Raw genomic sequence first — 22,674 nt, forward strand, 5'->3', positions numbered from 1 at the left:
CGACACATGCCCGAGCTCCGCAGGGACCCCATCGTCGGCCGCTGGGTCATCATCGCCACCGACCGGGCCAAGAAGCCCTCCGACTTCGTCCGGCCGGCCCCCGGCCCCGCCTCCGGCCTGTGCCCCTTCTGCCCGGGCCACGAGGACAAGACCCCGCGCGAGGTCTACGTCACCGGCCGGCCGCCCTCGGCGCCGCCCAACGCCCCGGGCTGGAAGGTGCGGGTGGTGCCCAACCGCTTCCCGGCGCTCAAGATCGAGGGGGACCTCGACCGCAAGGCCGACGGCATCTACGACCTGATGAACGGGGTGGGGGCGCACGAGGTGGTCATCGAGACCCCCGAGCACGACCGGCTCATGAAGGACCTCTCCGAGCAGGAGCTCACCGAGGTCCTGTTCGCCTTCAAGGCCCGCATGCTGGACCTGCGCAACGACCTGCGCTTCCGCTACATCCTGCTCTTCAAGAACTACGGCGCCCCGGCCGGCGCCTCGCTGGAGCACCCGCACTCCCAGCTCATCGCGCTGCCCATCACGCCGCGCCAGGTGCAGGACGAGATCGACGGGGCGCGCCGCCACTTCGAGCACCGCGAGCGCTGCATCTTCTGCGACATCGTCAGCCAGGAGCGCAAGGACCGCTCGCGGCTGGTCTTCGAGAACGAGGAGTTCCTGGTCTTCACCCCGTGGGCGCCGCGCAGCCCCTTCGAGACCTGGATCGTGCCCAAGCGGCACGAGTCCAACTACGAGGCCGAGCCCAAGGAGCGGCTGGGCCAGTGCGCCCAGGCGCTGCGCACCACCCTGCGCCGGCTGGCCGTGGCGCTGGGCGACCCGCCCTACAACTTCATCGTGCACTCCAACCCGCTGCGCGACCTGCCCACCCCCAGCTACCACTGGCACATCGAGGTCATGCCGGCGTTGACGCAGGTGGCCGGGTTCGAGTGGGGCTCCGGCTTCCACATCAACCCGGTGCCGCCCGAGGAGGCCGCCGAGTTCCTCCGCAAGGTGGTGGCCTAGCCGGCGGTCCGGCGCCCCCGATGGAGCTGCTCTTCGTCGCCTCCGAGGTGGCCCCGCTCTCCAAGTCCGGCGGGCTCGGCGACGTGGCCGGCGCCCTGCCGGCGGCCCTGGCCTCCCGCGGGCACGGCGTGGCGGTGGTCTCGCCCCGCTACGGCGGCATCGACGCGGCCCGCCACGGCTTCGTGGCGCGCCACCGGGCGGTGCGGGTGCGCGGCGAGGCCGCCACGGTGTGGGAGCGGCGCCGCGGCCGGCTGGCCCACTACCTGGTGGAGCACGAGCACTTCTTCGGCTCGCGCCCCGGCCTCTACGGCGACCCGCACCACGAGTACGGTGACAACGCCGAACGCTTCGCCTGGCTGTGCCGCGCCGCGCTGGAGGTGCCGGCCGCCTTCGGGCACCGGCCGCGCATCCTGCACCTCAACGACTGGCAGACCGCCCTGTGCGCCTGGCTGCTGCGCCACGAGCGGCGCGACGACCCGCTGCTGGGCGCGGTGCGCTCGGTCTTCACCATCCACAACCTGGCCTACCAGGGGGTCTTCCGGAAGGAGGTCCTGCCGGCGCTGGGCCTGCCCTGGGACGTCTTCCGCTTCGACGCCATGGAGTTCCACGACCGGCTCAACTTCATGAAGGCCGGGCTGGTCTTCGCCGACGCCATCACCACCGTCTCGGCCCGGCTACGCCCGCGAGATCACCACGCCGGAGGGGGGCGAGGGGCTCGACGGCCTGCTGCGCCACCGGCAGCGGGACCTCACCGGCATCCTCAACGGCATCGACCTCGACGAGTGGGACCCGGCCCGCGACCCGCACCTGCCGGCCCACTTCGACGCCGGCAAGGTGGCCGGCAAGCACGCCTGCAAGGAGGCCCTGCAGCGCGAGCTGGGGCTGCCGCCGCGCGCCGACCTGCCGCTGGTGGCCATGGTGGGGCGGCTGGCCGACCAGAAGGGCATCGACCTGGTGCTGGCGGCGCTGCCCGAGCTCCTGCGCCGCGACCTGCAGCTGGTGCTGCTGGGCAGCGGGCGGCGCGACTGGGAGCAGGCCTTCGCCGAGGCGGCGCGGGCCAACCCGGACCGGCTGGCGGCGCGCATCGGCTTCGACGAGGGGCTGGCCCACCGCATCGAGGCCGGCGCCGACGCCTTCCTCATGCCCAGCCGCTTCGAGCCCTGCGGCCTCAACCAGCTCTACTCGCTGCGCTACGGCACGGTGCCGGTGGTGCGCCGGGTGGGCGGCCTGGCCGACACGGTGCAGGACTTCGACGGCTGGAAGCAGGGCACCGGCTTCACCTTCGCCGACTACGACCCGCGCGCCATGCTGGGCGCGCTGCGCCGGGCCGAGGAGCTCTTCCGCGACAAGCGCGCCTGGAACGCCATGCTGAAGCGCGGCATGGCGCTCGACCACTCCTGGGGGCGGAGCGCGGCGCGCTACGAGGCGCTCTACGACGCGCTGGTGGCCTAGGCGCTAGAAGACCCCCGGCAGGTGGCGCTGCACGAGCGACGGCGCCGCCACCTCGGGGAAGCCGGCCGGCCCCCGGCCCTCGAGGAGCCGCGAGGCCGCCGCCGGCGCCGGGTCCGGGATGGGCCCGGCCGGGCAGGTGCCGTCGGCCAGCCACTGCAGCGCCGCGGCGGTGGAGGCCTCGGCGGCGTCGCCGGTGGGGTGGCCGAGGTCGTCCTCGGCGGCGCAGGAGGCGCCGGTGAAGGCCGCGTCGGGCAGCCCCTGGAAGTAGTCGCCGGCGCCGTCCCGGTTCAGCAGCTGGAAGGAGATGAGGTAGAGCAGCGTCGGGCAGTCGGGCTCCTCGAAGCCGAACTGCCCCACCGGCTTGCCGTAGGTGCGCTCGCCGATCAGGGCCACCGGCAGGTAGGGCTGCAGGGAGTTCACCAGCAGCTCGGAGGCCGAGGCGCTGCCGCCCGTGACGATGAAGGCCACCCGGGTGAGGGGGAGCGACTGGGGCAGGGGCCGGAAGAACGCCGACTCCTCCGCCGCGGCGTGCCGGGCGTTGTACCTGAAGCGGAACATCACGTCGGCCGAGCCGGGCGCGGCGCGCAGCAGGTCGAGGAAGGTCTCCGCCACGTCGATGCGGCCGCCGCCGTTGTAGCGCAGGTCGATGACGAGCTCGGTGACCCCGGCCGCCCGGAAGGCCGCCGCCGCCTGCCGGAGCAGCGGGTCGGCCGTGCCCACGAAGGTGCGCAGCATGAGGTAGCCGACCTTGCCGGCGGCGCCGCGGTCGAGGATCAGCGGGGCGGCCGCGTCCGGCACCGGGTCGAGCGAGTAGGTGGCGGTGGTGGCGGTGCGCACCGCCAGGGCGCCGTCGGCGCGCCGCACGCGGAAGCTGCGGGTGGTGCCGGCCACGCCGGAGCTCAGGGCCTGTCCGAGCAGGCCGGCCGGCAGCAGCGTGGCCACCTGGTTCTCCAGCAGGTCGAGCCCGCCCAGGGTGGGCGAGATGGCCAGCAGCTCGTCGCCGCGGGCGAAGCCGGCCAGGGCCGCGGGCGAGCCGCCGAACACCTGGGTGAGGAGCAGCCGGGTGCCGCCCACCTGGCGCAGGCCGAGCCCGTAGCCCTGGCTGGTCCCCTCCACGAAGAACTGGCTGCTCTCGGCCCGGGTGGTCAGGTAGCTGAAGCCGCGGTCCTTGCCCTGGGCCCGGGCCTCGGCGGTGAGCTGGTCGAGGAAGTCCTGCGGCGACTGGGTCGGGTCGGCGGGGTCGAGGCCGGCGGCGGGGATGAGGTCGTCGAAGAGGTACCAGTCCCGGGCCGTGGCCAGCACCGAGGCCTTGGTGGTGGCGTCGGAGCAGTCGGCCTTCCTGGAGCAGCCGGAGAGGGCGAGGGCCAGGGCGGGCACGAGCGCCAGGACGGCGAGGCGCGGCGAGGGCGCGGGGCGCGAGGGGGCGAACATGGCGGGGCTCCTCCTGGGGTGGCGGGAGTGTAACGCCGGCCGGCCCCGCCGGCTCACTCCAGGCCGCGGTCGCGCAGCGCCCCGTCGTCCTCGCCGCGCAGGTGGCCGAGCTCGTGGGTCAAGGTCACCCGCACCTGCCGGTCCAGCTCGGCCCGGTCGTGGGCGAAGCGGGCCAGGTTCTTGCGGTACAGGACGATGGAGCGGCACGGGTCGCCGTCCTCCGGGTGGCAGGCCTCGCCGAGCGGCGGCCCGCGGAAGAGCCCCAGGATGGAGGGCGAGAGCGGCGGGTCGCCGAAGGTGAGGTCGTCGAGCGCGGGCAGGTCGGCCACCTGCACCGGCACCCCGGCCAGGGCCCTCCGGTCCACCTCGGAGAGCCCGGCCACCGCCTTCGCCACCTCGGCGCGGAAGGACTCCCCGCTCACGGTCACCTCGGGCGGGAACTCGGCGGGCGCGGCGGCCCGCGCCCGGGCCAGGAGCCCGGCGGCCCCGGCCTCGTCGCCGCGCCGCTCCGCCAGCAGGCCGAGCTGGTGCAGCGCCCAGGGATCCTCCGGCGCCAGGGCCAGCGCGGCCTCGAAGGCCAGGCGGGCCTCCTCGAAGCGGCACAGCTCGAAGAGGGCGAAGCCCCGCTCGGAGAGCGCGGCGGGCTCGGTGCGGCGCAGGGCCACGGCCCGGTCGGCGTGGGGCAGCGCCTCGGCGGCCCGGCCCAGGTCGTTCAGGGCGGCCGCGGCGGACAGCTCCAGGCGCTGGGCCAGGTCGGGGTCGCGGCGCGGCACGCGGGTCAGGGCGCGCAGGCCGCGCAGCGCCTGCTCCAGGCCGGCGGCCAGGGCGTCGTGGGCGCCGCCCAGCCCGCGCACGTACAGGTCGGCCGCGGCGGCCAGCGCCCAGGGGTCGTCGGGATCGATGGCCAGCGCCCGCGCCAGGGCCAGCTGGGCCTCGGGGGCGCGCCGGGCGGTGGCCAGCGCCTCGCCGCGCGCCGTCAGGGCCCGCACCAGCCGCGGGTCGGCCCGCAGCGCCTCGTCGGCGCAGCCGAGGGCCCGCTCGTGCCTGCCGTCCGCCAGCGCCGCCTCCGCCTCGCGCACCAGCGCGCCGGTGGTGAGGGCGGCGTCCTCGACGCAGCGGAAGGGCGGGCGGACCGGCGGGTGGGGGAATGGGCCGATGGTGGCCGCCTCCGGGCCGGCTGGCGCGCTGCCGGCGGCGCCGGCCGGAGAGGTCGTGGGGGCGCTCGTCGGGGAGGTCGCGGCGGCGGTGGCCGGTGGAGCGGAGGGGCCGGGAGCGGCCGCGGCCGCCGGTGCGGCGCCGGCGCCGGGCTCGGGGGTGGAGCGCTTGCACCCGGGCGAGAGCGCGGCGCAGGCGAGGACCCCCAGCAGGGCGGCGAGGCGGGCGGGCATGGACGCCCAGGAGGGTGCCACGGCGGGCGAGGCCGGGACAAACCAGACCGCCCCCGCCGCCGCCGGGGGACCCTCGGTTTTCCGAGCCCGCCCCTCGCTTTTCCGCCACCTGCGATCCAATGATCCAAGTGTGTCCAGGTGCTTGGCGGTGGCACGGCGAGTGCTCCTCTCCACGGTGCCTTCCGCCTCGGAGACCACCATGACCTCGACCCGACTGGCCCTCGCACTCCTCCTGACCACCGGCGCCGCCGCCTGCTCCGGCGGCCCCGCCTCCGACGGCCCGCACGACACCGGCACCGAGCGCTTCACCTCCCAGGCGCCCGGCGGCTCGCGCGGCAGCCTGGCCGGCGAGGACTCGGGCACCTCCCCGGTGGGCGCCCCGGCCCCGGCCGCCCCGGGCGCCGCCACCGGCAACGCCACCTCGACGCGCACCATCGAGGAGGCCGACATCTACGCCCGGCTCGGCTCCAGGCTGCTGGTGCTCAACGCCTACCGCGGCCTGCAGGTGGTGGACCTCGCCGACCTCTCGCACCCGCGCCTGGTGGGCCGCGTCCCGGTGGTGGGCACGCCGGTGGACCTGTACGTGCGCGGCACCACCGCCCACCTGCTGGTGAGCGACGCCTTCGCCTACGTGGTGGCCACCGACGGCTCGACCCGCCCCACCCGCGGCTCGCGCCTGGTGAGCGTGGACGTCTCCGACCCGGCCGCCCCGGTGGTCACCGGCGAGCTCGCCATCGACGGCCAGGTGGAGGAGTCGCGCCTGGTGGGCGACGTGCTCTACGCCGTGTCGCGCCGCTGGTGGTGGTACGACTGGGTCGGCCCGGTGGCGGTGGGGCCGGCCGCGTCGCTGGGCGCGCCGGTGCAGGCCTCGCTGGTGGCGCCCGGCCAGGACACCGTGTACGTGGCCAGCTTCGACCTCTCCGACCCGGCCCACCCGGCGCCGGTCGACCGGCTGGAGTTCACCGCCAGCGGCTGGGACGTGCACGCCAACGTGACCAGCGAGCGGATCACCCTCTCCTTCGCCGGCTGGCAGATGGACCCGACCACCACCTGGGGCCCGGTCACCGAGTTCAAGGTGGTGGACAGCTCGGATCCGGCCGGCGACCTGGCCGAGGGGGCCACCTTCGCCATGGCCGGCACGGTCCGCGACCGCTGGGGCATGGACTACGACGGCGCCACCGACCTGTTCCGCGCCGTGGCGGACGCCGGCGGGAACACCGGCGCGGCCGTGCAGCTGTGGCGCTCCCCCACGCCCGCCGAGGTGGCGCCGCTCTCGCGCCTCTTCATCCCGGTGCAGGAGTCGCTCACCGCCGCGCGCTTCGACGGGGCGCGCGTCTACCTGGTGACGGCCATGCGCATCGACCCGCTCTGGGTGGTGGACACCACCGATCCCGCCGCGCCGCGGCTGGCCGCCGAGCTGACCATGCCCGGCCAGCTCGACTTCATCGAGCCGCGCGGCGACCGGCTGGTGGCGCTGGGCCACACCGGCGAGGCCGGCACCACCTTCCAGCTGGCCGCCTCGCTCATCGACGTGGCCGACCTCTCGGCCCCGACCCTGCTCTCCCGCGTCACCTTCGGCGGCGCCTTCGGCCAGGTGAACGCCAGCGCCGACGACCTGCGCAAGGCCTTCCTGGTGTTCGACCCGCCCCCGGCCGGCATCGGCCTGGTGCTGGTGCCGCTGCTCGGCTGGGACCCGCTGAGCTGGACCTCCACCGGCGGGACCCAGCTCATCGACCTGGGCCGCGACGCGCTCACCCTGCGCGGCTTCCTCTCCCACCCGGGCGCGCCGTCCCGGGCCTTCCCGGCCGACGCGGCCGGCGCCAGGCTGGTGGCCTTCTCCGACCAGGCCCTGCAGACCATCGACGCCACCAACCGCTCGGCGCCGGTGGAGCTGGCCCGCCTCGACCTGGCCCGCCCGGTCAACGCGGTGGCGCCGGTCAACGGCAAGCTGGTGGAGCTGTCCGGCGACTGGTCGCGCGGCGACACCGAGCTGGTGGTCACCGAGCAGCGCGACCCGGACGCGGCCGTGCCGCTGGCGCGGCTGACCGTGAAGGCCCCCTCGGCCCGCATGTTCCAGCTGGGCAGCATCACCTGGCTGCTGGCGCGCGACTGGAGGAGCGGCGCGGGCTGGCTGCAGGCGGTGGACCTCTCCGACCCGCTCCACCCGACGCCGCGCGGCAGGCTCGACCTGACCTCCGGCGAGACGGCCGGCTTCTCCCCCGGCTGGTGGGGCTACGGCGACGAGGCGGCGCTGGTGGGGAGCGCGCTGGCCATCCACCGGCTCACCTACGTCACCTGTGTCTCCTATCCCTGCAACCCCATCGACTCGGTGCACGTCTACGACCTGTCGGATCCCGACCACCCGGCCCGCGCCGCGGTGGTGACCATCCCCGACGGCGCCTGGTCCTGGGGGCTCACCGCCAGCGGCAACTTCCTCTGGCTGACCCACTTCGAGTGGGGCGGCGACCTGGCCCTGCCGGCCAGCGGCGCCGCCATGGGGCGCTACTACGTGGACCGCATCGACCTCACCGATCCCAGCAACCCGCAGCTGCTGGCCAAGGTGAACGTGCCCGGCGTGCTCTTCGCGGCCTCGGCCGACGGGCGCGACCTGACCACGCTCGAGTCGGAGTGGACCGGGGAGACGGTGCGCACCTGGGTGCACGGCCTCACCCTCACCCCGCGCGGCGCGGCCCGCCTGCGCGGCAGCGTCGAGCTGCCCGGCTACCCGTCGGGCGCGGCCCGCGAGGGTGGCTATGCCTGGGTGGCCACCTCCGACTGGAGCGCCGGCGCCTCGGTGACCCGCCTCTCGGCGGTGGACCTCGACGCCATGGCGGTCAGGAGCTCGCAGCGGGTGGACGGCGCCTGGGCCTGGCTGGCCAAGGCGGCCGGCGGGAAGCTCTTCCTGCAGGCCGGGTGGCAGGACCAGGGGCTGCTGGTCTACGACCTCTCCAGCCCGGCCCGGCCGGCCTTCGAGGCCTTCCACCGGACCAACGGCTGGGTGCAGGACGTGGTGGTGGGCGACGGCCTGGCCTGGCTGCCGTCCGGCCCCTACGGCGTGCCCATGGTGGAGCTGGCGAGGTAGCCTCGCCAGCGTGCGCCTCCGCTTCGCCCTCGCCGCCGCGCTGCCGGCCCTCTTCTCCCTGGTGCTGATGGCGCTCCTGGGCGACCGGCTGGCCCGGCGCGCCCTGGAGGAGGAGCTGGGGGCGCGGCTCACCGCGGTGGCCCAGGCCGCGGCGGCGGCGCTGCCGGCCGAGCGGGTGGCGGCGCTGGTCCCCGGCGACGAGGGGACCCGCACCGCCGGCCACCTGCGCACCCGGCTCACGGCGCTGGCCCGGGCCACCGGCACCCGGCTCACGGTGGCGCGCCTCGACCGCACCGCCCTGGGCGACTCGGAGGGGCGCCACGCCATCGGCGCCCCGGTGCCGGCGCTGGAGCTGGACCGCTTCGAGCTCGAGCGGGTGGCGGCCGGCCAGGCCACCGCCAGCCAGCGGCTCTTCGAGGGGCAGGGCGGCCACCTCACCAAGACCGGGTACGCGCCGCTCCTGGAGGGCGGCCGGGTGGTGGCGCTGGTGGCCGCCGAGGGCACCGCCCCGTCCTTCGCCACCCTGCGCGACTTCCGGGCCCTGCTGCTCCTGCTGGCCCTGGGCGGCGCGGTGCTGGGCGCCGCGGCGGCGGTGGTGGCGGCCCACTCGGTGACCCGGCCGCTGCACGCGCTGGCCGGCGCGGCGCGGCGCATGGGCGAGGGCGACCTCGACTCGCCGCTGCCCGAGGTGGGCGCGCGCGGCGAGGTGGCCACCCTGCGCCGCACCCTGGAGGAGACCCGGCTGGCGCTCAGGGCCCGCGACCGGGAGCGCGAGGTGATGCTGGCCGGCATCGCCCACGAGGTGCGCAACCCGCTGGGCGCCATGGCGCTCTACGCCGGGGCGCTGCAGGCCGACCTCGAGGGGCGCCCGGAGGCGGCCCACCTGGCGCGCCTGCAGGGGGAGCTCGCGGCGCTGTCGCGGCTGGTGGAGGAGTTCCTCGACTTCGCCCGCACCCGGGCCCCCGACCTGGAGCCGGTGGACGGGGCCTGGCTGGCCGAGGAGGTGGCGGAGCTGTGCCGCCCGCTGGCCGCCGAGCGCGGGGTGGCGCTGGCCGCCGCCGGCGCCGGGACCCTGCTGGCCGACCGCCACCAGCTGCGCCGGGCCGCGCTCAACCTGGTGCGCAACGCCCTGGAGGCCTCGCCGCCGGGGGCGGCGGTGGAGCTGGAGGTGGCGGCGCCGGCCGGCGGCGCGGAGGCGGCCCTCTCGGTGCGCGACCGCGGCCCCGGGCTGCCGGCGGCGGTGCGGGCGCGCCTCTTCGAGCCCTTCACCACCACCCGCGAGCGGGGCACCGGGCTCGGCCTGGCGCTGGCCCGCAAGGTGGCGCTGGCCCACGGCGGCGGGCTCGTCCTGTGCGATCGGGCCGGCGGCGGCACCGAGGCCCGGCTGACCGTCCCGACGGGCCCCGGCCCGGCCGGCCCGGCGGCGCCCGGCCCCACCGCCCGCGCCGGCGGCCAGGGTAAGGTCCCGGCATGATCCGCGTGCTGGTGGCCGACGACAGCGATGCCATGCGCGAGGGGATGGTCCTCACCCTGACCCGGCTGGGCTACGAGGTGCGCGGCGTGAAGGGCGGCGCCGAGGCGGTGGCGGCCTACGCCAGGCGCCACGCCGACGTGGTGGTCACCGACCTGCGCATGGTGCCGGTGGACGGCCTGGAGGTGGTGCGGCGCCTGCGCGAGCTCGACCCGGAGGCCACCGTGCTGGTGGTGACCGCCCACGGCAGCGTGCCGGCCGCGGTGGAGGCCATGCGCGCCGGGGCCATCGACTTCGTGGAGAAGCCCTTCCCGCCGGAGCTGCTGGCGGCCCGGGTGGAGAAGGCGGCCGAGATCGCCCGCGAGCGGCGCGGGGCCCGCGACGCCCACGCCCGGGCGGCGGCGCTCGACGAGGACCGGGCCCGCGACGCCGGGCCGCTCGGGCTGGTGGGCGGGTCGGAGGCGCTGGCCCGGGTGCGCGAGCTGGTGCGCAAGGTGGCGCCCACCGACGCCACCGTGCTGGTGCTGGGCGAGTCGGGCACCGGCAAGGAGCTGGTGGCGCGGGCCATCCACGCCGAGAGCCGCCGCCGCGAGCGGCCCTTCGTGCCGGTCTCCTGCGCCGCGCTGCCGGAGGGGCTGCTGGAGAGCGAGCTCTTCGGCCACGAGAAGGGCTCCTTCACCGGCGCCACCCGCCGCAAGATCGGCCGCTTCGAGCTGGCCGACGGCGGCACCCTGTTCCTCGACGAGGTGGGCGAGCTGCCGCCCCCGCTGCAGGTCAAGCTGCTGCGGGTGCTGCAGGAGCGGCGCTTCGAGCGGGTGGGCGGCGAGGAGACCCTGGAGGTGGACGTGCGGCTGGTCTCGGCCACCAACCGGGACCTCAAGGCCCGGGCCGCGGCCGGGGCCTTCCGCGAGGACCTCTACTACCGCCTGGCGGTGGTGCCGCTCTCGCTGCCGCCCCTCCGCTCCCGGCCGGGCGACGTGGCGGCGCTGGCGGCCCACTTCCTGGCCAAGCACGCCGGCCGGCTGGGGCGCCGGCTGGACGGCCTCGAGCCGGAGGCCCTGGCGCTGCTGGAGCGCCACCCCTGGCCGGGCAACGTGCGCGAGCTGGAGAACGCCGTGCAGCAGGCCATGGTCTTCGCCGAGGGGCCGCTGGTGCGGGCCGCCGACCTGCCGGCGGCGCTGCGCGACGCCCCGGCCGCGCTGCCGGTGCCCAGCGGCGACCGGCCGCTGCCGGACCTGCTCGACGACATCGAGCGGCAGCTGGTGGCCGACGCCTTCTCGCGGGCCCGCGGCGTCAAGGCCGAGGCGGCGCGGCTGCTCGGCGTGAAGCCCTCGGCGCTCTACTACAAGCTGGAGAAGTACGGCATCGGCGGCGTCGGTCCGGCCGACCGGCCCGGCGGCGCGGCCGGCGGTGACGGGCCGGAGGATGGTCCGGCGCGCCAGCCGGGGCCGGGCGAGCGGGAGGGGCGCTAGGTGCGGCCGGGCCGCGGGACGGCGCCCCGGGCGCCCGACGGTGGCCCCCTCGGATTTCCGAGGCTCCGCTCGGAGTTCCGCGCCCGGCCGGCCCGGCGCGAGCCAGGGGCCCGCGCCACCACGGGGCTTTTCCAGGCCCCGCCGCGGCACGCGCCTTGCTCTCCTCCCGGGGTGATGACCCGCGCCCTCCACCGCGTCGCGCTCCTGGCGCTCGCCCTCGCCGCCCTGGCCTCGCCGGGGCTGGCCGTGGCGGCCGTCGCCGAGGACCGGGCGGCGCTCCAGGCCGAGCTCTCGTCGCTGGCGCCGCGCATCGAGCTCCTGAAGCGCGAGGCCGCGGCCGGCCGCGGCGCCGGCGCGGAGCTGGAGCGGCTGCTGGCGCAGGCGCAGGCGCTGGCCGCCCGGCTGGAGCGGCTGGCCACACCGGCCGGGCCGGGGCCGGCGCCCCCCGGTCCCGACGCAGGCGAGCTGCGCGAGCGGGCCGACGCCCTGCGCGACCGGGCCGACAAGCAGGCCGCGGCGCTGGTCCGGCTGGAGGGAGCGCTGGCCGAGGCGCGCCGCCGTGCCGCGCTCAGCGAGGGGCTGGAGGCCCTGGGGGCCGCCTCCGACCTCTTCGCCGACGGGGTCACCTCGCGGGGCGGCCTGCGCCAGGCCGCCACCGACGGGCCGCCGCCCGGGCCGGGCAGCCTGCCGGTCGGCCCCGGCGAGGTCGGGGCCGCCGTGGGCGGGCCGTTGGCGAGCCCTGCCACGGCGGCGTCCGAGCTGCGCGCCGCGCCGGCCCCGGGCGGGGTCGCGGGGCTCACCGGCGCCGAGGAGCCGCGCGCCCTGGAGCGGCGCCGCGCCGAGCTGGTCCGCTCGGTCGAGGGGCTGCGCCGGCAGGCCGAGGCGCTGGAGGCCGAGGCCAAGGCGGCCGACGGGGCGCGGTGAGGCCGCGGCGCCGGCGGCGGCGTGCCTGGCCCGAGTGAATCGGCTGCCCGGCGCGCCCGCCGGCACGAACGGCGCGTGCTAGCCTCCCGCGGCGTGCCCCGCCTCGCCGCGATCCTGGTCGCGCTGCTCGCCCTGGCGCCCGCCGCGCGCGCCGAGGGCGAGCTCGACCTGTGGCTGGAGGCGGGCGGCGGCGCCGACACCAACCCGGCCCGGCTGGCCGGGACCGACGGCGCGGCGCGCGGCTTCACCTCCCTGCTCGGCCGGGCCCGCCTGAAGCTGGAGGGCGAGGGGCGGCGGGCCGCGCTCTCGCTCACCGAGGCGGGCCGGCTCTACCCCACCGCCGAGGGCGCCGACGCGCTGGCCTCGCGGCTGGAGGGGGCGGCCCGCTGGGAGCTCGGCGCCGGCCTGGCCCTGGCGGCCAGCGGCGCCGCCACCGACTACCGCGAGCGGTCCGGCCTGCTCGATCGCCACGCGCTGCGGGCCGAGGCCTCGCTGGCCGCAGGGCGCGCCGCCTGGGGCGGCGCGCTGGCGGCCGGCTGGTCGCTCTTCGTGCCTCGCGAGCCTTCGCTGCGCCCGTTCCGCTCGTCCGGGCCGGAGGGCTGGCTGCGCCTCTCGGCCGCGCCCGCGGAGGCCCACCGGCTGGGCGCCGCCCTCGGGGCCAGCCTGGCCGGCTTCCCGGGCTGGGCCGCGCTCGGCGCCCCGGCCTCGCCCAGCCGCACCGACCGGGCGCTGCTCCTCGGCCTCGACTGGAGCTGGCGCGGCGCGGCGCTGCTCTCGGCCGGCTGGGCCCTGACGGTGAACCGCTCCGACGCCCGGGGTGGGGACTTCGAGCGCCACCGGCTCACCGCCAGCGCCGCGGCCCGCCTGCCGGCCGAGCTCACGCTGGCGGCCCGCCTGGCGCTGCAGTGGACCCACTGGCCGGATCCCCTGCTGCTGCCGGCCAGCCAGCGGCTGGCGGAGGGGCAGGAGGCGCTCGACACCGTGGAGGCGCGCCTCTCCCGGCCGCTGGCCGGGCCGCTCGAGGTGGCGCTGGTGCTGGCCTGGTACCACGCGGACGGCAGCGCCGAGGTACCCGGCTTCCGCCGCGCCGTGGCCACCCTGGCGCTGGGCTGGCGCGCCGCCGCCTGGTGAGCCCTGGCCCGGACCGGCCTGGACCCGCCGCGCCCGCTCCAGCCGCGCCCGCTACCGGGTGGGCCGCCCCGCGCCCAGCCGGGCCGGCGAGAAGGGGGCCAGGTCCACCGGCGGGGGCGCGCCGAGCACGCAGGCCGCCACCGCGTCGGCGGTGATGGGGCAGAGCAGGATGCCGTTGCGGGTGTGGCCGGTGGCGTAGAGCAGGCCGGGCACGTCGCCGGCGCCGAGGATGGGCTCGCCGTCGGGGCTGGCCGGCCGGAAGTTGGACCAGGTCTCCACCAGCGGGGCCGCGGCCAGGGCCGGCGCGATGCCCATGCCCACCTCGAGCACGTGGCGCAGCCCGCCCGCGGTGACCTGCTTCTCGAAGCCGGCCTCCTCCATGGTGGAGCCGCACAGCACCCGCCCGTCGGGGCGCGGCACCACGTAGCCGTGGCCGGAGAAGATCACCCGCGAGAGGAGCGGCGGGCGGGTGTCGAGCACCGCCATCTGGCCGCGCACCGGCCGCACCGCCCCCGGCGGCAGGCCGTGCCCGGCCACCAGCATCGACCAGGAGCCGGCCGCCAGCACCACCCAGGGCGCGTCCACCGGCCCCTGCTCGTGCGCCACGCCCACCACCCGCCCACCCTCGTGCCGGATGGCCCGCACCTGCCCGGCGACGAAGCGCGCCCCGGCCCGCGCCGCCGCGATGGCCAGCGCCCGGCCGAGCTGCCTGGGGTCGAGCGAGGCCTCGTCCTCGAACCAGAGCGCGCCGCGCGCCTCGGGCGAGAGGCCCGGCTCGAGGCGGCGGACCTCGCCGTCGTCGAGCACCGTGACCGGCAGGCCGGCCGACTGGATCTTGCCGGCCCGCCCGGCCAGGAGCTGGGCGTGCTGGTCGTCGAAGGCCACCTCCAGCGTGCCGCCGCCGCGGTACCCGAGCCCCACGCCGGTGAGCGACTCGAGCTCGGCGGCGAAGGCCGGGTAGCGGGCCAGCGAGCTGCGCCCCAGCGCGTAGAACGGGCCGGGCTCCAGCGCCTCCACGCCCGGGGAGAGGATGCCGCCGGCCGCGCTGGACGCCTCCGCGCCCGGGATGGCGCGCTCCAGCACCACCACGTCCAGCCCGGCCTGCGCCAGGCGCCACGCCACGGCGCAGCCCTGCACGCCCGCCCCGATCACCACCGCGTCGGCCCTCATGGCGGCGCACACTAGAACGAGGCCGGGGGCGGCGCCACCGCCGCCGCGTCAGCGGCCGGACGAGCCGCGGCCGACGACCGGCGCGGGGGCGCCCCGCGACCACGGGGCGTCCCTCGACTCCGCGCGACCGGGGCCTCCGGATCGCGCTCGACGGTCTACGGGGAGGGGTGCCCGGCGCCGTTGCTGCTGGCGCTGGGCGGGGGGGGGGTGCTGGCCGAGCGCGCCTTGGGCGCCAGGCCGTGCAGCAGGAGGTCGTGCACGTGCTTGCGCCAGGCCTCGGGCGGCAGCGGCGACTCCATGAACGGGCGGGCCGCCTCCTGGGCGCTGGCCACCAGGGCGGCCAGGCCGCCGATGGTCACCACCGCCAGGACCGGATCCACCTCGTTGTGGCCGCCGTCCGCCAGCGCGATGGCGGCGGCGGCGCGCCGCACCGGCTCGAGCAGCGCGGGGTCGGTCTGGGCCAGCTGGGCCAGGTGCGGGGCGCCGTCCAGGTACTCCCGGATCAGCAGCTGCGCGCCCATCTGGTCCTTCATCATGGCGTCGAGGTAGGCGCTCACCACCGCGCCCGCGCCGCCCGGCCCGTTCTGGACCAGCTCGGCGATCTCGTTGGCCGCGCCCAGCCAGACCGAGCGCAGGATGTCGAGGTAGAGGGCCTTCTTGGAGGACCAGTGGCGGTAGATGAGCGCCACGTTGCAGGCCGCGCCGCGCGCGATGCCCTGCACCCGCGCGCCGTGGTAGCCACGCTTCGAGAACTCCAGCCTGGCCGCTTCCCAGATCCGCTCCGCGATACCGCTGCGGGGCGGGCCGAGCCGGCGCATGTTTGCGACTGAGCCGTCCATTCGGCAACTGACTTATCCCCGTAATTGACCGGGGTCAAGCAGGATTACTCCCCACACGGGTGATGTGCGTCGAAGCACAACCATGGACCGGTGACTCCTGAGCGCCCCGCGGACCATCCTCCACCTCGATCTGGACGCCTTCTACGCCTCGGTGGAGCAGCTCGACGACCCGTCGCTGCGCGGCCGTCCCGTGATCGTGGGGGGCGTTTCGGGGCGCGGGGTGGTCTGCGCCGCCAGCTATGAGGCCAGGAAGTACGGCGTCCGGTCGGCCATGCCCTCCGCCCGGGCGCGGCGGCTCTGCCCGGAGGGGGTCTTCCTGCACCCGCGCTTCGAGCGCTACGGCGAGCTGTCGGACCGGATCTTCGACGTCTACCGGCGCTACACGCCCTTGGTGGAGCCGCTCTCGCTCGACGAGGCCTTCCTCGACGTGACCGCCTCCCGGGCGCTGCACGGGGAGGGGCCCGCCATCGCGGCCGCCATCCGCGCCGCGGTGCGCGCCGAGTCCGGCCTGACGGTCTCGGCCGGCGTGGCCGAGGTGAAGCTGGCGGCCAAGATCGCCACCGACTTCGGCAAGCCCGACGGGCTCACCGTGGTGCCGCCCGGCGGGGTGGCCGCCTTCCTGGCGCCGCTGCCCATCGGCCGCCTCTGGGGCGTGGGCGAGGTGACCGAGGAGGCGCTGCGCCGGCTGGGCGTGACCACCATCGGCGCCCTGACCAGCACGCCGGAGGCGGCGCTGGCCGCGGCGCTGGGGGCCGAGCGCGCCCACGCGTTCCGCGAGCTGGCGCTGGGGCGCGACCCGCGCGAGGTGGTGCCCGACGAGGGGCTGAAGAGCGTGGGCGGCGAGGAGACCTTCGAGCAGGACGTGCGCGGCGAGGCCGCCCTGGCGCGCTGCCTGCTCCTGCAGGCGGCGCGGGTGGGGCGGCGGCTGCGGGCCCACCACCTGCGCGGGCGGGTGGTGACGCTCAAGGTGAAGTACGCCGACTTCACGCTGGTGACGCGCCGGGTGACGCTGGCCAGCCCCACCGACGACGACGAGGCCATCTACCAGGCGGCCCGGGGGCAGCTCGGGCGCATCGACCCGTCGCGCGCCGTGCGGCTGGCGGGGGTGACGGTCTCGGGGTTCGAGGAGCAGGCGGGTCCGCCGGAGGCCGGGCAGCTCGACCTGTTCGGCGGGGCGGCGGGGGCGGCGGGCGGCCAGGGCCAGGCCGCGGGCGGCGCGCCGGCCGGGGGCTCACCGGCCGAGGCGCGCCGCCGCAAGCTCAACGCCGCGGTGGACGCCCTGTCGGACCGGTTCGGCTCGGGCACGGTGAAGCGGGCCGACCTGGCCGGCGAGGAGGTGCGCGACGCCTGGCCGAGCCACCGCCGCCGCGACCGGGAGTGAGGACGGCCCGGGCGCCCTGGCGTCCCACGGGCGCGTCGGCGTTCCACGGGCGCGGCGGGCGGCGGGCGCCGCCGCCCCGTCGCGACCTGTCACGCCAGGGCGGCCCACGCCTCCCACCGATGAGCCCCCTGCCCGAGGTGCCCATGCCCGCTGCGCGCCACGCCGCCGTCCCCCCGCCGCGCCGCACCGCCAGCCCCGCGCGCCTGCAGCTGGCCCTGGCGCTCGCGCTCGTCCCCCACCTGACCGCGGCCGCGCCGCCGCCTGCCGCGCCGCCGCCCGTCCCGCCGCGGGTGGTCGGGCCCGCGCAGCCCCCCGATCGCGCTGCCCCCTCGCCGGTGGCCGCGCCGGTCACGCTGACCCCGGCGCGCACCACCGCCTGGGACCTCGAGCTGGTGCCCCTCCGGCCCGACCTCTACCTGCTGCGCCGCCCCGACGTGCTGCGCCAGCCGGTCGAGCCCAACGTGCTGGTGATCGTCAACCAGGCCGACGTGGTGGTGGTGGACGCCGGCGGCACCCCGCGCGCCGCCGAGAACGCCATCCGGCTGGTCCGCTCCATCACCTCGAAGCCGGTCTCGGTGCTGGTGAACACCCACTGGCACGGCGACCACACCTTCGGCACCGCCACCTGGCGGGCCGCCTACCCCGGCCTGGTGGTGGTCGGCCACCCCAGCACGCGCCGCGACATCCTGGGTGCGCAGGCGCGCTACCTCGCCAGCATGCCGGCCCAGCTGGCGCCCATGCTGCAGGACCTGCGCGAGCGGGAGGGGAGGGGCGAGGCCTCGGAGCGCCAGCGCGCCCTCCTGGCCGACGGCGAGCAGGCGCTCACGGAGGCCAGGCGCACCGTCGCCTCGCCGCCGGACCTCACCGTGGCCGACGCGCTGGTGCTCCACCGCGGCGAGCGCGAGATCCACGTGCGCCACCTGGGGCGGGGCAACACCGAGGGGGACCTGGTGGTCTGGCTGCCGCGCGAGAAGGTGGTGGCGGCGGGCGACCTGGTGGTGGCGCCCATCCCCTACGGCTTCGGCAGCTTCCCCAGGGAGTGGATCGAGGCGCTGGAGCGCCTGGCGGCGCTCGACTTCGAGCTGCTGGTGCCGGGGCACGGCGAGGTGCAGCGCGACGCCGGCCACCTGCGCGCCATGCAGGCGCTGCTGCGCGAGGTGCGGCGCCAGGTGGCGGCCTCGGTGGCCAGGGGGCTGGACCTCGAGGCCACCCGCCAGGCGCTCGACCTGGAGCGCCTCCGCGCCGCGCTCATCGGCGACGAGCCCTACCCCGTGGCGCTCTTCCAGGCCTGGTGGACCTCGCCCATCGCCCGCTCCGCCTGGCTCGAGGCCACCGGGCGACCCATCCTGCAGGGCGCCTCGGACGAGACCGGCTGAGGGGTGGCGTGCCGGCCGGCGCCCGGGCCGGCGGCCACGACCGTGACGGCCTCTCAGTGGTGCATGGGCGGGTCCCCGGCCGCGGTGCGCACCCGCTCCAGGATCCCGTCGAGCTGCACGTCGGCCTTGGGGATGTAGCCCTGCGCGCCCAGCAGCTCGGCCTCCCACTCGAAGCCGTAGGCGGAGAGCACCAGGATGGGGATGGCGGCCGAGCGCGGCTCGGCCCGCAGCCGCTCCATCACGCCCCAGCCGTCGATGCCGGGCATCTTCAGGTCGAGCAGGATGATGCCGGGGATCTCGTCGGCCACCCGCAGCAGCGCCTCCTCGCCGTTGGAGGCCTGCTCCACCGGGTAGCCGGCCGAGGAGAGCACCTCCACCAGCGCCTCGCGGAAGTCGTCGTCGTCGTCCACCACCAGGATGTACTGGCCGGGGGTCACGGCGAGGGCTCCACCCGCAGCGCCCGGGCGATCTCGCCGGCGACGCGGCGCGCCTCGTCGAGCCGGCCGGGCGGCAGGGTGACCGCGCCCACCACCGGGTGGCCGCCGCCGCCGTAGCGCTGGCACAGCTGCGAGAGGTCGTGGGTGCGCGGCGTCACCGGCCACGGGTTGGAGCCCACCGACACCTTGGTCCGCTTGGCGTCCCTGGAGACCACCACCGTGTAGCGGGCGGCGGGGAAGAGGTCGTAGGCGATGAACTTGTTGGCGGCCTCGACGGGCGTGTCGCCCAGGTCCACCTCGACGACCCCGCCCTCGAGGCGGGCCAGCTGGCGGAAGAGGGAGATGGCGGCCCGGTGGCGCTCCAGCAGCGGCGCCAGGGGCTCGGTCACCCAGGGGGCGGCGGCCAGGGCGGCCAGCGGCGTGGTCCGCATGGCCTCGATGATCCGGTCGGGCAGCGCCGGGTCGCGGGTGGCCTCGAGCAGCGTCATGATCCGGAGCGCCGGCTCCTCCAGCCGCACCGCCACCGCCGCCGAGGGGAAGCGGGCCGCGTCGATGATCTCGGCCCAGTGGACCAGCTCGGCCAGCGAAGGGTCCTCGAAGCCGAAGCGGTCGCGCAGCGTCCGGTGGATGAAGCCGGTGCAGGAGGGCGCCGCCGGGTCCCAGAACTTCTGACCCGAGCGGTCGGCCTCGAAGGTGGCGCGGTCGGCCGGTGAGAGGAAGGCGCTCTGGTGGTGGTCGAACCACCAGTGGAGGCCGGGGCTGGCCGAGAACCGGAAGTCGACGCAGGCCGTCAGCCCGCCCGAGAAGGCGTCGGACGGGAAGGGATCACCCTGGCCGTGGGCCATGGGGCGGTGGCGGATGGCGCCGAGCTGGACCCCCTGACGCGCCGCCATGAAGCGGCCGAAGAGCGCCGCGCTGGCGCAGCCGTCGAAGCAGTTGCCGTGATAGAGGATCGAGAGGTCCATCGCGAGGGTGCCGGACAATACCCGAGCGAACACGCCGGCGTCCGCGGGCGGGCGGGGGGCACCCACCGGGGTGAACACGGGCGGTGCGGCAGGCTGGCGCGCGCGGTCCTGCGCGGTAGGATGCCCCTCCCATGCGCCCCCCGCGCCTCGCCCCGCTCGCCCTCGCCGCCGCTCTGGCGCTGGCCGGCTGCCACACCGTCCGCTACCAGACGGCCCGGCCGGCCTCGGCCCGCCACGTCGAGCAGACCCACCACTTCTTCCTCTGGGGGCTGGTCGGCAAGCCGGTGGTGGACCTCGAGGCGGCCTGCCCGGAGGGCGTGGCCCGCTGGCGGAGCGGCGCCACCTTCGGCGGCTGGCTGGCCGGGGTGGTGACGCTGGGGCTGTGGAGCCCGCGCACCGTGGTCATCGAGTGCGCCGAGGTGTCGCGGTGAGCCGCGCCCTGCGCGCCGCCGCGGCCGCCGCCTGCGCCCTGGCCCTGTCCGGCTGCTACACCATCCGCTACGAGCGGCGCGGCGCCCCCGAGGCCGGCGCCCCGCGCGAGCAGTGGCACCACGGCCTGGTGGGCGGGGCCGTCGACGCCTCCGGCCCCATCGCGCTCGACAAGGTCTGCCCCGAGGACTTCGCCGCGGTGGAGAACCAGGTCACCTTCTTCAACTGGCTGGGCCAGCTCCTCACCGGGGCCGGCGGCCTGTGGGTGCTGAACGCCCACCTGTGGGACCCCTCCACCGTGCGGGTCACCTGCGCCCAGCCGGCCGGCGCGGCCCGCACCCTCACCCTGGTGCTGCTGCCGCTGGCCCCGCTGGGCGAGGTGGACAAGGCCACCGTGGCGCTCTTCACCGAGGCGCTGGCCGGGGAGCTGCGGCGCCGCCCCGGGGTCTCGGTGCTGGCCGACTCGGACGTGGCGGCGCTGCTGGGCGCCGAGAAGCGGCGCCAGGTGGTGGCCGGCTGCACCGACGCCGGCTGCCTGGCCGAGCTGGGCGGCGCCCTGGGGGCCGACCGGGTGGTGCACGGCACGGTGGGCCGGGTGGGCGGCTCGCTCCTGGTGAACATCGCCTCGCTCGACGCCCGCAGGGCGCGCGGCGCCGCGGCGGTCTCCGAGCGGCTCAAGGGGGCCGGCGACGAGGCCTTCCTCGACGCCCTGCCGGCCATGGTGGACCGGCTGCTGGCCGAGCCGGCCCCGGCCCGCAAGCCGCCCCGGCCGACCGACGGACCGGCCCGGCCGGCCGCGCCCCCCGCCGCCCGGCCGCCCGCCGAGTAGCGGCCCCCGCCCCCGCCCGGTACACTCGGCCCCGCATGGACGCCATCCGCGTCGGGGCCTTCCTCGACGACAAGAAGTTCGATCTCAGGCTCTCCCTGGTCGCCGGGAAGAAGGGCCTCTCCCGGCGCATCAGCTCCACCAGGATCCAGAAGCCCGGGCTGGTGCTGGCCGGCTTCACCGAGTACCTGCACCGCGAGCGGGTGCAGGTCTTCGGCAACACCGAGATGAGCTACCTGGCCACCCTGCCGCCGGAGCGGCAGGTCGAGCTGGCCCGCAACTTCTTCGCCCAGGAGATCGGCTGCCTGGTGGTGACCAAGGGGCTGGAGGTGCCGGCGCCCCTGGTGGCCGCCGCCGACGAGGTGGGGGTGCCGGTCTTCCGCACCAGCCACCTCTCCTCCACCTTCATCGAGTCCGTCCAGAACTACCTGGAGGACGTGCTGACCGCCCAGACCTCGATGCACGGGGTGCTGCTGGACGTCTTCGGGGTGGGCATCCTGCTCCTGGGCAAGTCGGGCATCGGCAAGAGCGAGATCGCCCTCGACCTCATCATGCGCGGCCACCGCCTGGTGGCCGACGACATCGTGGACGTCAAGCGCAAGTCGCCCGAGGCGGTGGTGGGCGCCGGCAGCGAGATCATCAAGCACCACATGGAGATCCGCGGCCTGGGCATCATCAACATCAAGGACCTCTTCGGCGTGGCCGCCATCCGCGAGCGCAAGAAGGTGGAGATCGTCCTCGAGCTGGTGGAGTGGGATCCGGCCGTGGAGTACGACCGCCTGGGCGTGGAGGACCGCAAGTACCGCATCCTCGACGTGGAGGTGCCCATGCTGGTGGTGCCGGTCCGCCCCGGCCGCAACATGACCACCATCATCGAGGTGGCGGCCCGCAACCACCTGCTCAAGCAGCAGGGCCACCACTCGGCCCGCGAGTTCCAGGAGCGGCTCAACCGGGCCATCGCGCTCTCGCCGGGCGCGCGCGCCGGCGAGATGGACGTCGAGTGACCGCCCCCGCCGAGGCCGCCCCCCGGCCGCCCGAGCTCCTGATCCTCACCGGCGTCTCCGGCTCCGGCAAGACCACCGCGCTCCGGGCCCTGGAGGACGCCGGCTTCTACTGCGTCGACAACCTGCCCATCGTGCTGCTGGAGAAGCTGCTCGACCTCTCCGGCCACACCGCCGGCGAGGTGTCGCGCATCGCCGCGGTGGTGGACGCCCGCGACACCCGCTTCCTGGGCGAGGCGCCCCGCATCATCGGCGAGCTGCGGGCCCGCGGGGTGGCGCTGACGGTGCTGTTCCTCGACTGCGCCGACGAGGCGCTGGTGCGCCGCTACTCGGAGACCCGCCGCCGCCACCCGCTGGCCGGCGAGGGCGGCACGGTGCAGGACGGCATCGCCGCCGAGCGGCTGGCGCTGGAGGGGCTGCGGGCGCTGGCCGACGAGGTGGTGGACTCCACCACCCTGAACGTGCACGACCTGAAGAAGCAGGTGGCGCGCCGCTTCGTGGGCGGGGAGGGGGCCCGGCTGGGCGTCACGGTGGTCTCCTTCGGCTTCCGCTACGGCATCCCGGCCCACGCCGACCTGGTGCTCGACGTCCGCTTCCTGCCCAACCCCTACTTCGTGCCGGCGCTCCGGCCGCACGACGGCACCGAGCCGGAGGTGCGCGACTTCGTGCTGGGGCAGCCCGACGCGCAGGCCTTCCTGGACCGGCTGGTGGACTTCGGCGGCTTCCTGCTGCCGCGCTACCGGGCCGAGGGGAAGAGCTACCTGACCATCGCCATCGGCTGCACCGGCGGCAAGCACCGCTCGGTGGCCATCGCCGGGGAGCTGGCCCGCCGGCTGGAGTCGGCCGGGCAGGCCGTGCGGCTCTGGCATCGCGACGTGGAAAAGGAGTAGG

At 76.9% G+C, this 22,674-nt stretch carries 18 protein-coding genes and 1 pseudogene; 13 read left to right on the forward strand and 6 right to left on the reverse strand.

Features of this window, described 5'->3' with window-relative positions; all coding sequences use genetic code 11:
- Positions 1-6: 6 nt before the first annotated feature.
- Together IPO09_01450 and glgA are read left to right on the forward strand one after the other, a co-directional pair.
- Positions 7-1,008 (forward strand): DUF4931 domain-containing protein, encoded by a 1,002-nt coding sequence (locus IPO09_01450; protein ID MBK9516017.1) that lies wholly within the window; start codon positions 7-9, stop codon positions 1,006-1,008.
- Positions 1,009-1,028: 20 nt separating this feature from the next.
- Positions 1,029-2,460: pseudogene (glgA, locus tag IPO09_01455) on the forward strand (glycogen synthase GlgA).
- A gap of 3 nt (positions 2,461-2,463) precedes the next feature.
- Here the strand turns inward: glgA and IPO09_01460 are convergent.
- Both IPO09_01460 and IPO09_01465 read right to left on the reverse strand, forming a co-directional pair.
- Positions 2,464-3,891 (reverse strand): peptidase S41, encoded by a 1,428-nt coding sequence (locus tag IPO09_01460; GenBank protein ID MBK9516018.1) that lies wholly within the window; start codon positions 3,889-3,891, stop codon positions 2,464-2,466.
- A gap of 53 nt (positions 3,892-3,944) precedes the next feature.
- A complete protein-coding gene (locus tag IPO09_01465; protein ID MBK9516019.1) occupies positions 3,945-5,279 on the reverse strand; it encodes a metallopeptidase family protein in 1,335 nt (444 codons plus the stop codon).
- Between the two features lie 199 nt (positions 5,280-5,478).
- Between IPO09_01465 and IPO09_01470 the strand changes: the two genes are divergently transcribed.
- From IPO09_01470 to IPO09_01490, 5 genes are all read left to right on the forward strand, one after another.
- A complete protein-coding gene (locus IPO09_01470; GenBank protein MBK9516020.1) occupies positions 5,479-8,361 on the forward strand; it encodes a beta-propeller domain-containing protein in 2,883 nt (960 codons plus the stop codon).
- Between the two features lie 10 nt (positions 8,362-8,371).
- Positions 8,372-9,835 carry a HAMP domain-containing histidine kinase gene (locus IPO09_01475; GenBank protein ID MBK9516021.1) on the forward strand — a complete coding sequence of 488 codons (1,464 nt, stop codon included), beginning with the start codon at positions 8,372-8,374 and terminating at the stop codon, positions 9,833-9,835.
- Positions 9,832-11,304: a sigma-54-dependent Fis family transcriptional regulator gene (locus IPO09_01480; GenBank protein ID MBK9516022.1), complete on the forward strand. Its 1,473-nt coding sequence runs from the start codon at positions 9,832-9,834 to the stop codon at positions 11,302-11,304. The genes IPO09_01475 and IPO09_01480 overlap by 4 nt, the downstream gene beginning before the upstream one ends.
- Positions 11,305-11,478: 174 nt before the next feature.
- Complete coding sequence (locus IPO09_01485) at positions 11,479-12,228, forward strand: hypothetical protein (protein MBK9516023.1); 750 nt, start codon at positions 11,479-11,481, stop codon at positions 12,226-12,228.
- Between the two features lie 93 nt (positions 12,229-12,321).
- Entirely contained in the window at positions 12,322-13,359 is a 1,038-nt protein-coding gene (locus IPO09_01490) for a hypothetical protein (protein MBK9516024.1), read from the forward strand.
- 51 nt (positions 13,360-13,410) lie between these two features.
- On the opposite strand, the gene thiO is transcribed toward IPO09_01490, so the two are convergent.
- Positions 13,411-14,529, reverse strand: coding sequence for a glycine oxidase ThiO (gene thiO, locus IPO09_01495; protein MBK9516025.1), 1,119 nt, complete (start codon positions 14,527-14,529; stop codon positions 13,411-13,413).
- A gap of 155 nt (positions 14,530-14,684) precedes the next feature.
- On the reverse strand, positions 14,685-15,368 hold the full coding sequence (locus IPO09_01500; protein ID MBK9516026.1) for a TetR/AcrR family transcriptional regulator: 684 nt from the start codon (positions 15,366-15,368) through the stop codon (positions 14,685-14,687).
- Positions 15,369-15,465: 97 nt separating this feature from the next.
- Between IPO09_01500 and IPO09_01505 the strand changes: the two genes are divergently transcribed.
- Both IPO09_01505 and IPO09_01510 read left to right on the forward strand, forming a co-directional pair.
- The gene (locus IPO09_01505) at positions 15,466-16,749 is read left to right on the forward strand and encodes a DNA polymerase IV (GenBank protein MBK9516027.1); all 1,284 of its coding nucleotides are present in this window, start codon (positions 15,466-15,468) and stop codon (positions 16,747-16,749) included.
- 119 nt (positions 16,750-16,868) lie between these two features.
- Positions 16,869-18,125: an MBL fold metallo-hydrolase gene (locus IPO09_01510; GenBank protein ID MBK9516028.1), complete on the forward strand. Its 1,257-nt coding sequence runs from the start codon at positions 16,869-16,871 to the stop codon at positions 18,123-18,125.
- A gap of 53 nt (positions 18,126-18,178) precedes the next feature.
- Here IPO09_01510 and IPO09_01515 read toward each other — a convergent pair whose 3' ends face one another.
- Both IPO09_01515 and IPO09_01520 read right to left on the reverse strand, forming a co-directional pair.
- Complete coding sequence (locus IPO09_01515; protein ID MBK9516029.1) at positions 18,179-18,562, reverse strand: response regulator; 384 nt, start codon at positions 18,560-18,562, stop codon at positions 18,179-18,181.
- Entirely contained in the window at positions 18,559-19,527 is a 969-nt protein-coding gene (locus IPO09_01520) for a phosphoesterase (GenBank protein ID MBK9516030.1), read from the reverse strand. The genes IPO09_01515 and IPO09_01520 overlap by 4 nt, the downstream gene beginning before the upstream one ends.
- A 131-nt stretch (positions 19,528-19,658) precedes the next feature.
- On the opposite strand from IPO09_01520, the gene IPO09_01525 reads away from it, so the two are divergent.
- Genes IPO09_01525 through rapZ form a run of 4 tightly spaced genes read left to right on the forward strand, consistent with a single transcriptional unit; the run spans position 19,659 to position 22,673 of the window.
- Positions 19,659-19,958 (forward strand): Bor family protein, encoded by a 300-nt coding sequence (locus IPO09_01525; GenBank protein MBK9516031.1) that lies wholly within the window; start codon positions 19,659-19,661, stop codon positions 19,956-19,958.
- Positions 19,955-20,785, forward strand: a complete 831-nt coding sequence (locus tag IPO09_01530; GenBank protein ID MBK9516032.1) for a hypothetical protein — start codon at positions 19,955-19,957, stop codon at positions 20,783-20,785. The genes IPO09_01525 and IPO09_01530 overlap by 4 nt, the downstream gene beginning before the upstream one ends.
- 35 nt (positions 20,786-20,820) lie before the next feature.
- On the forward strand, positions 20,821-21,786 hold the full coding sequence (locus tag IPO09_01535) for an HPr kinase/phosphorylase (GenBank protein ID MBK9516033.1): 966 nt from the start codon (positions 20,821-20,823) through the stop codon (positions 21,784-21,786).
- Entirely contained in the window at positions 21,783-22,673 is an 891-nt protein-coding gene (gene rapZ, locus IPO09_01540; GenBank protein ID MBK9516034.1) for an RNase adapter RapZ, read from the forward strand. The genes IPO09_01535 and rapZ overlap by 4 nt, the downstream gene beginning before the upstream one ends.
- Position 22,674 lies beyond the last annotated feature (1 nt).

This window comes from Anaeromyxobacter sp. (assembly GCA_016718565.1).
In the GTDB taxonomy this organism is placed as follows: Bacteria; Myxococcota; Myxococcia; order Myxococcales; family Anaeromyxobacteraceae; genus JADKCZ01.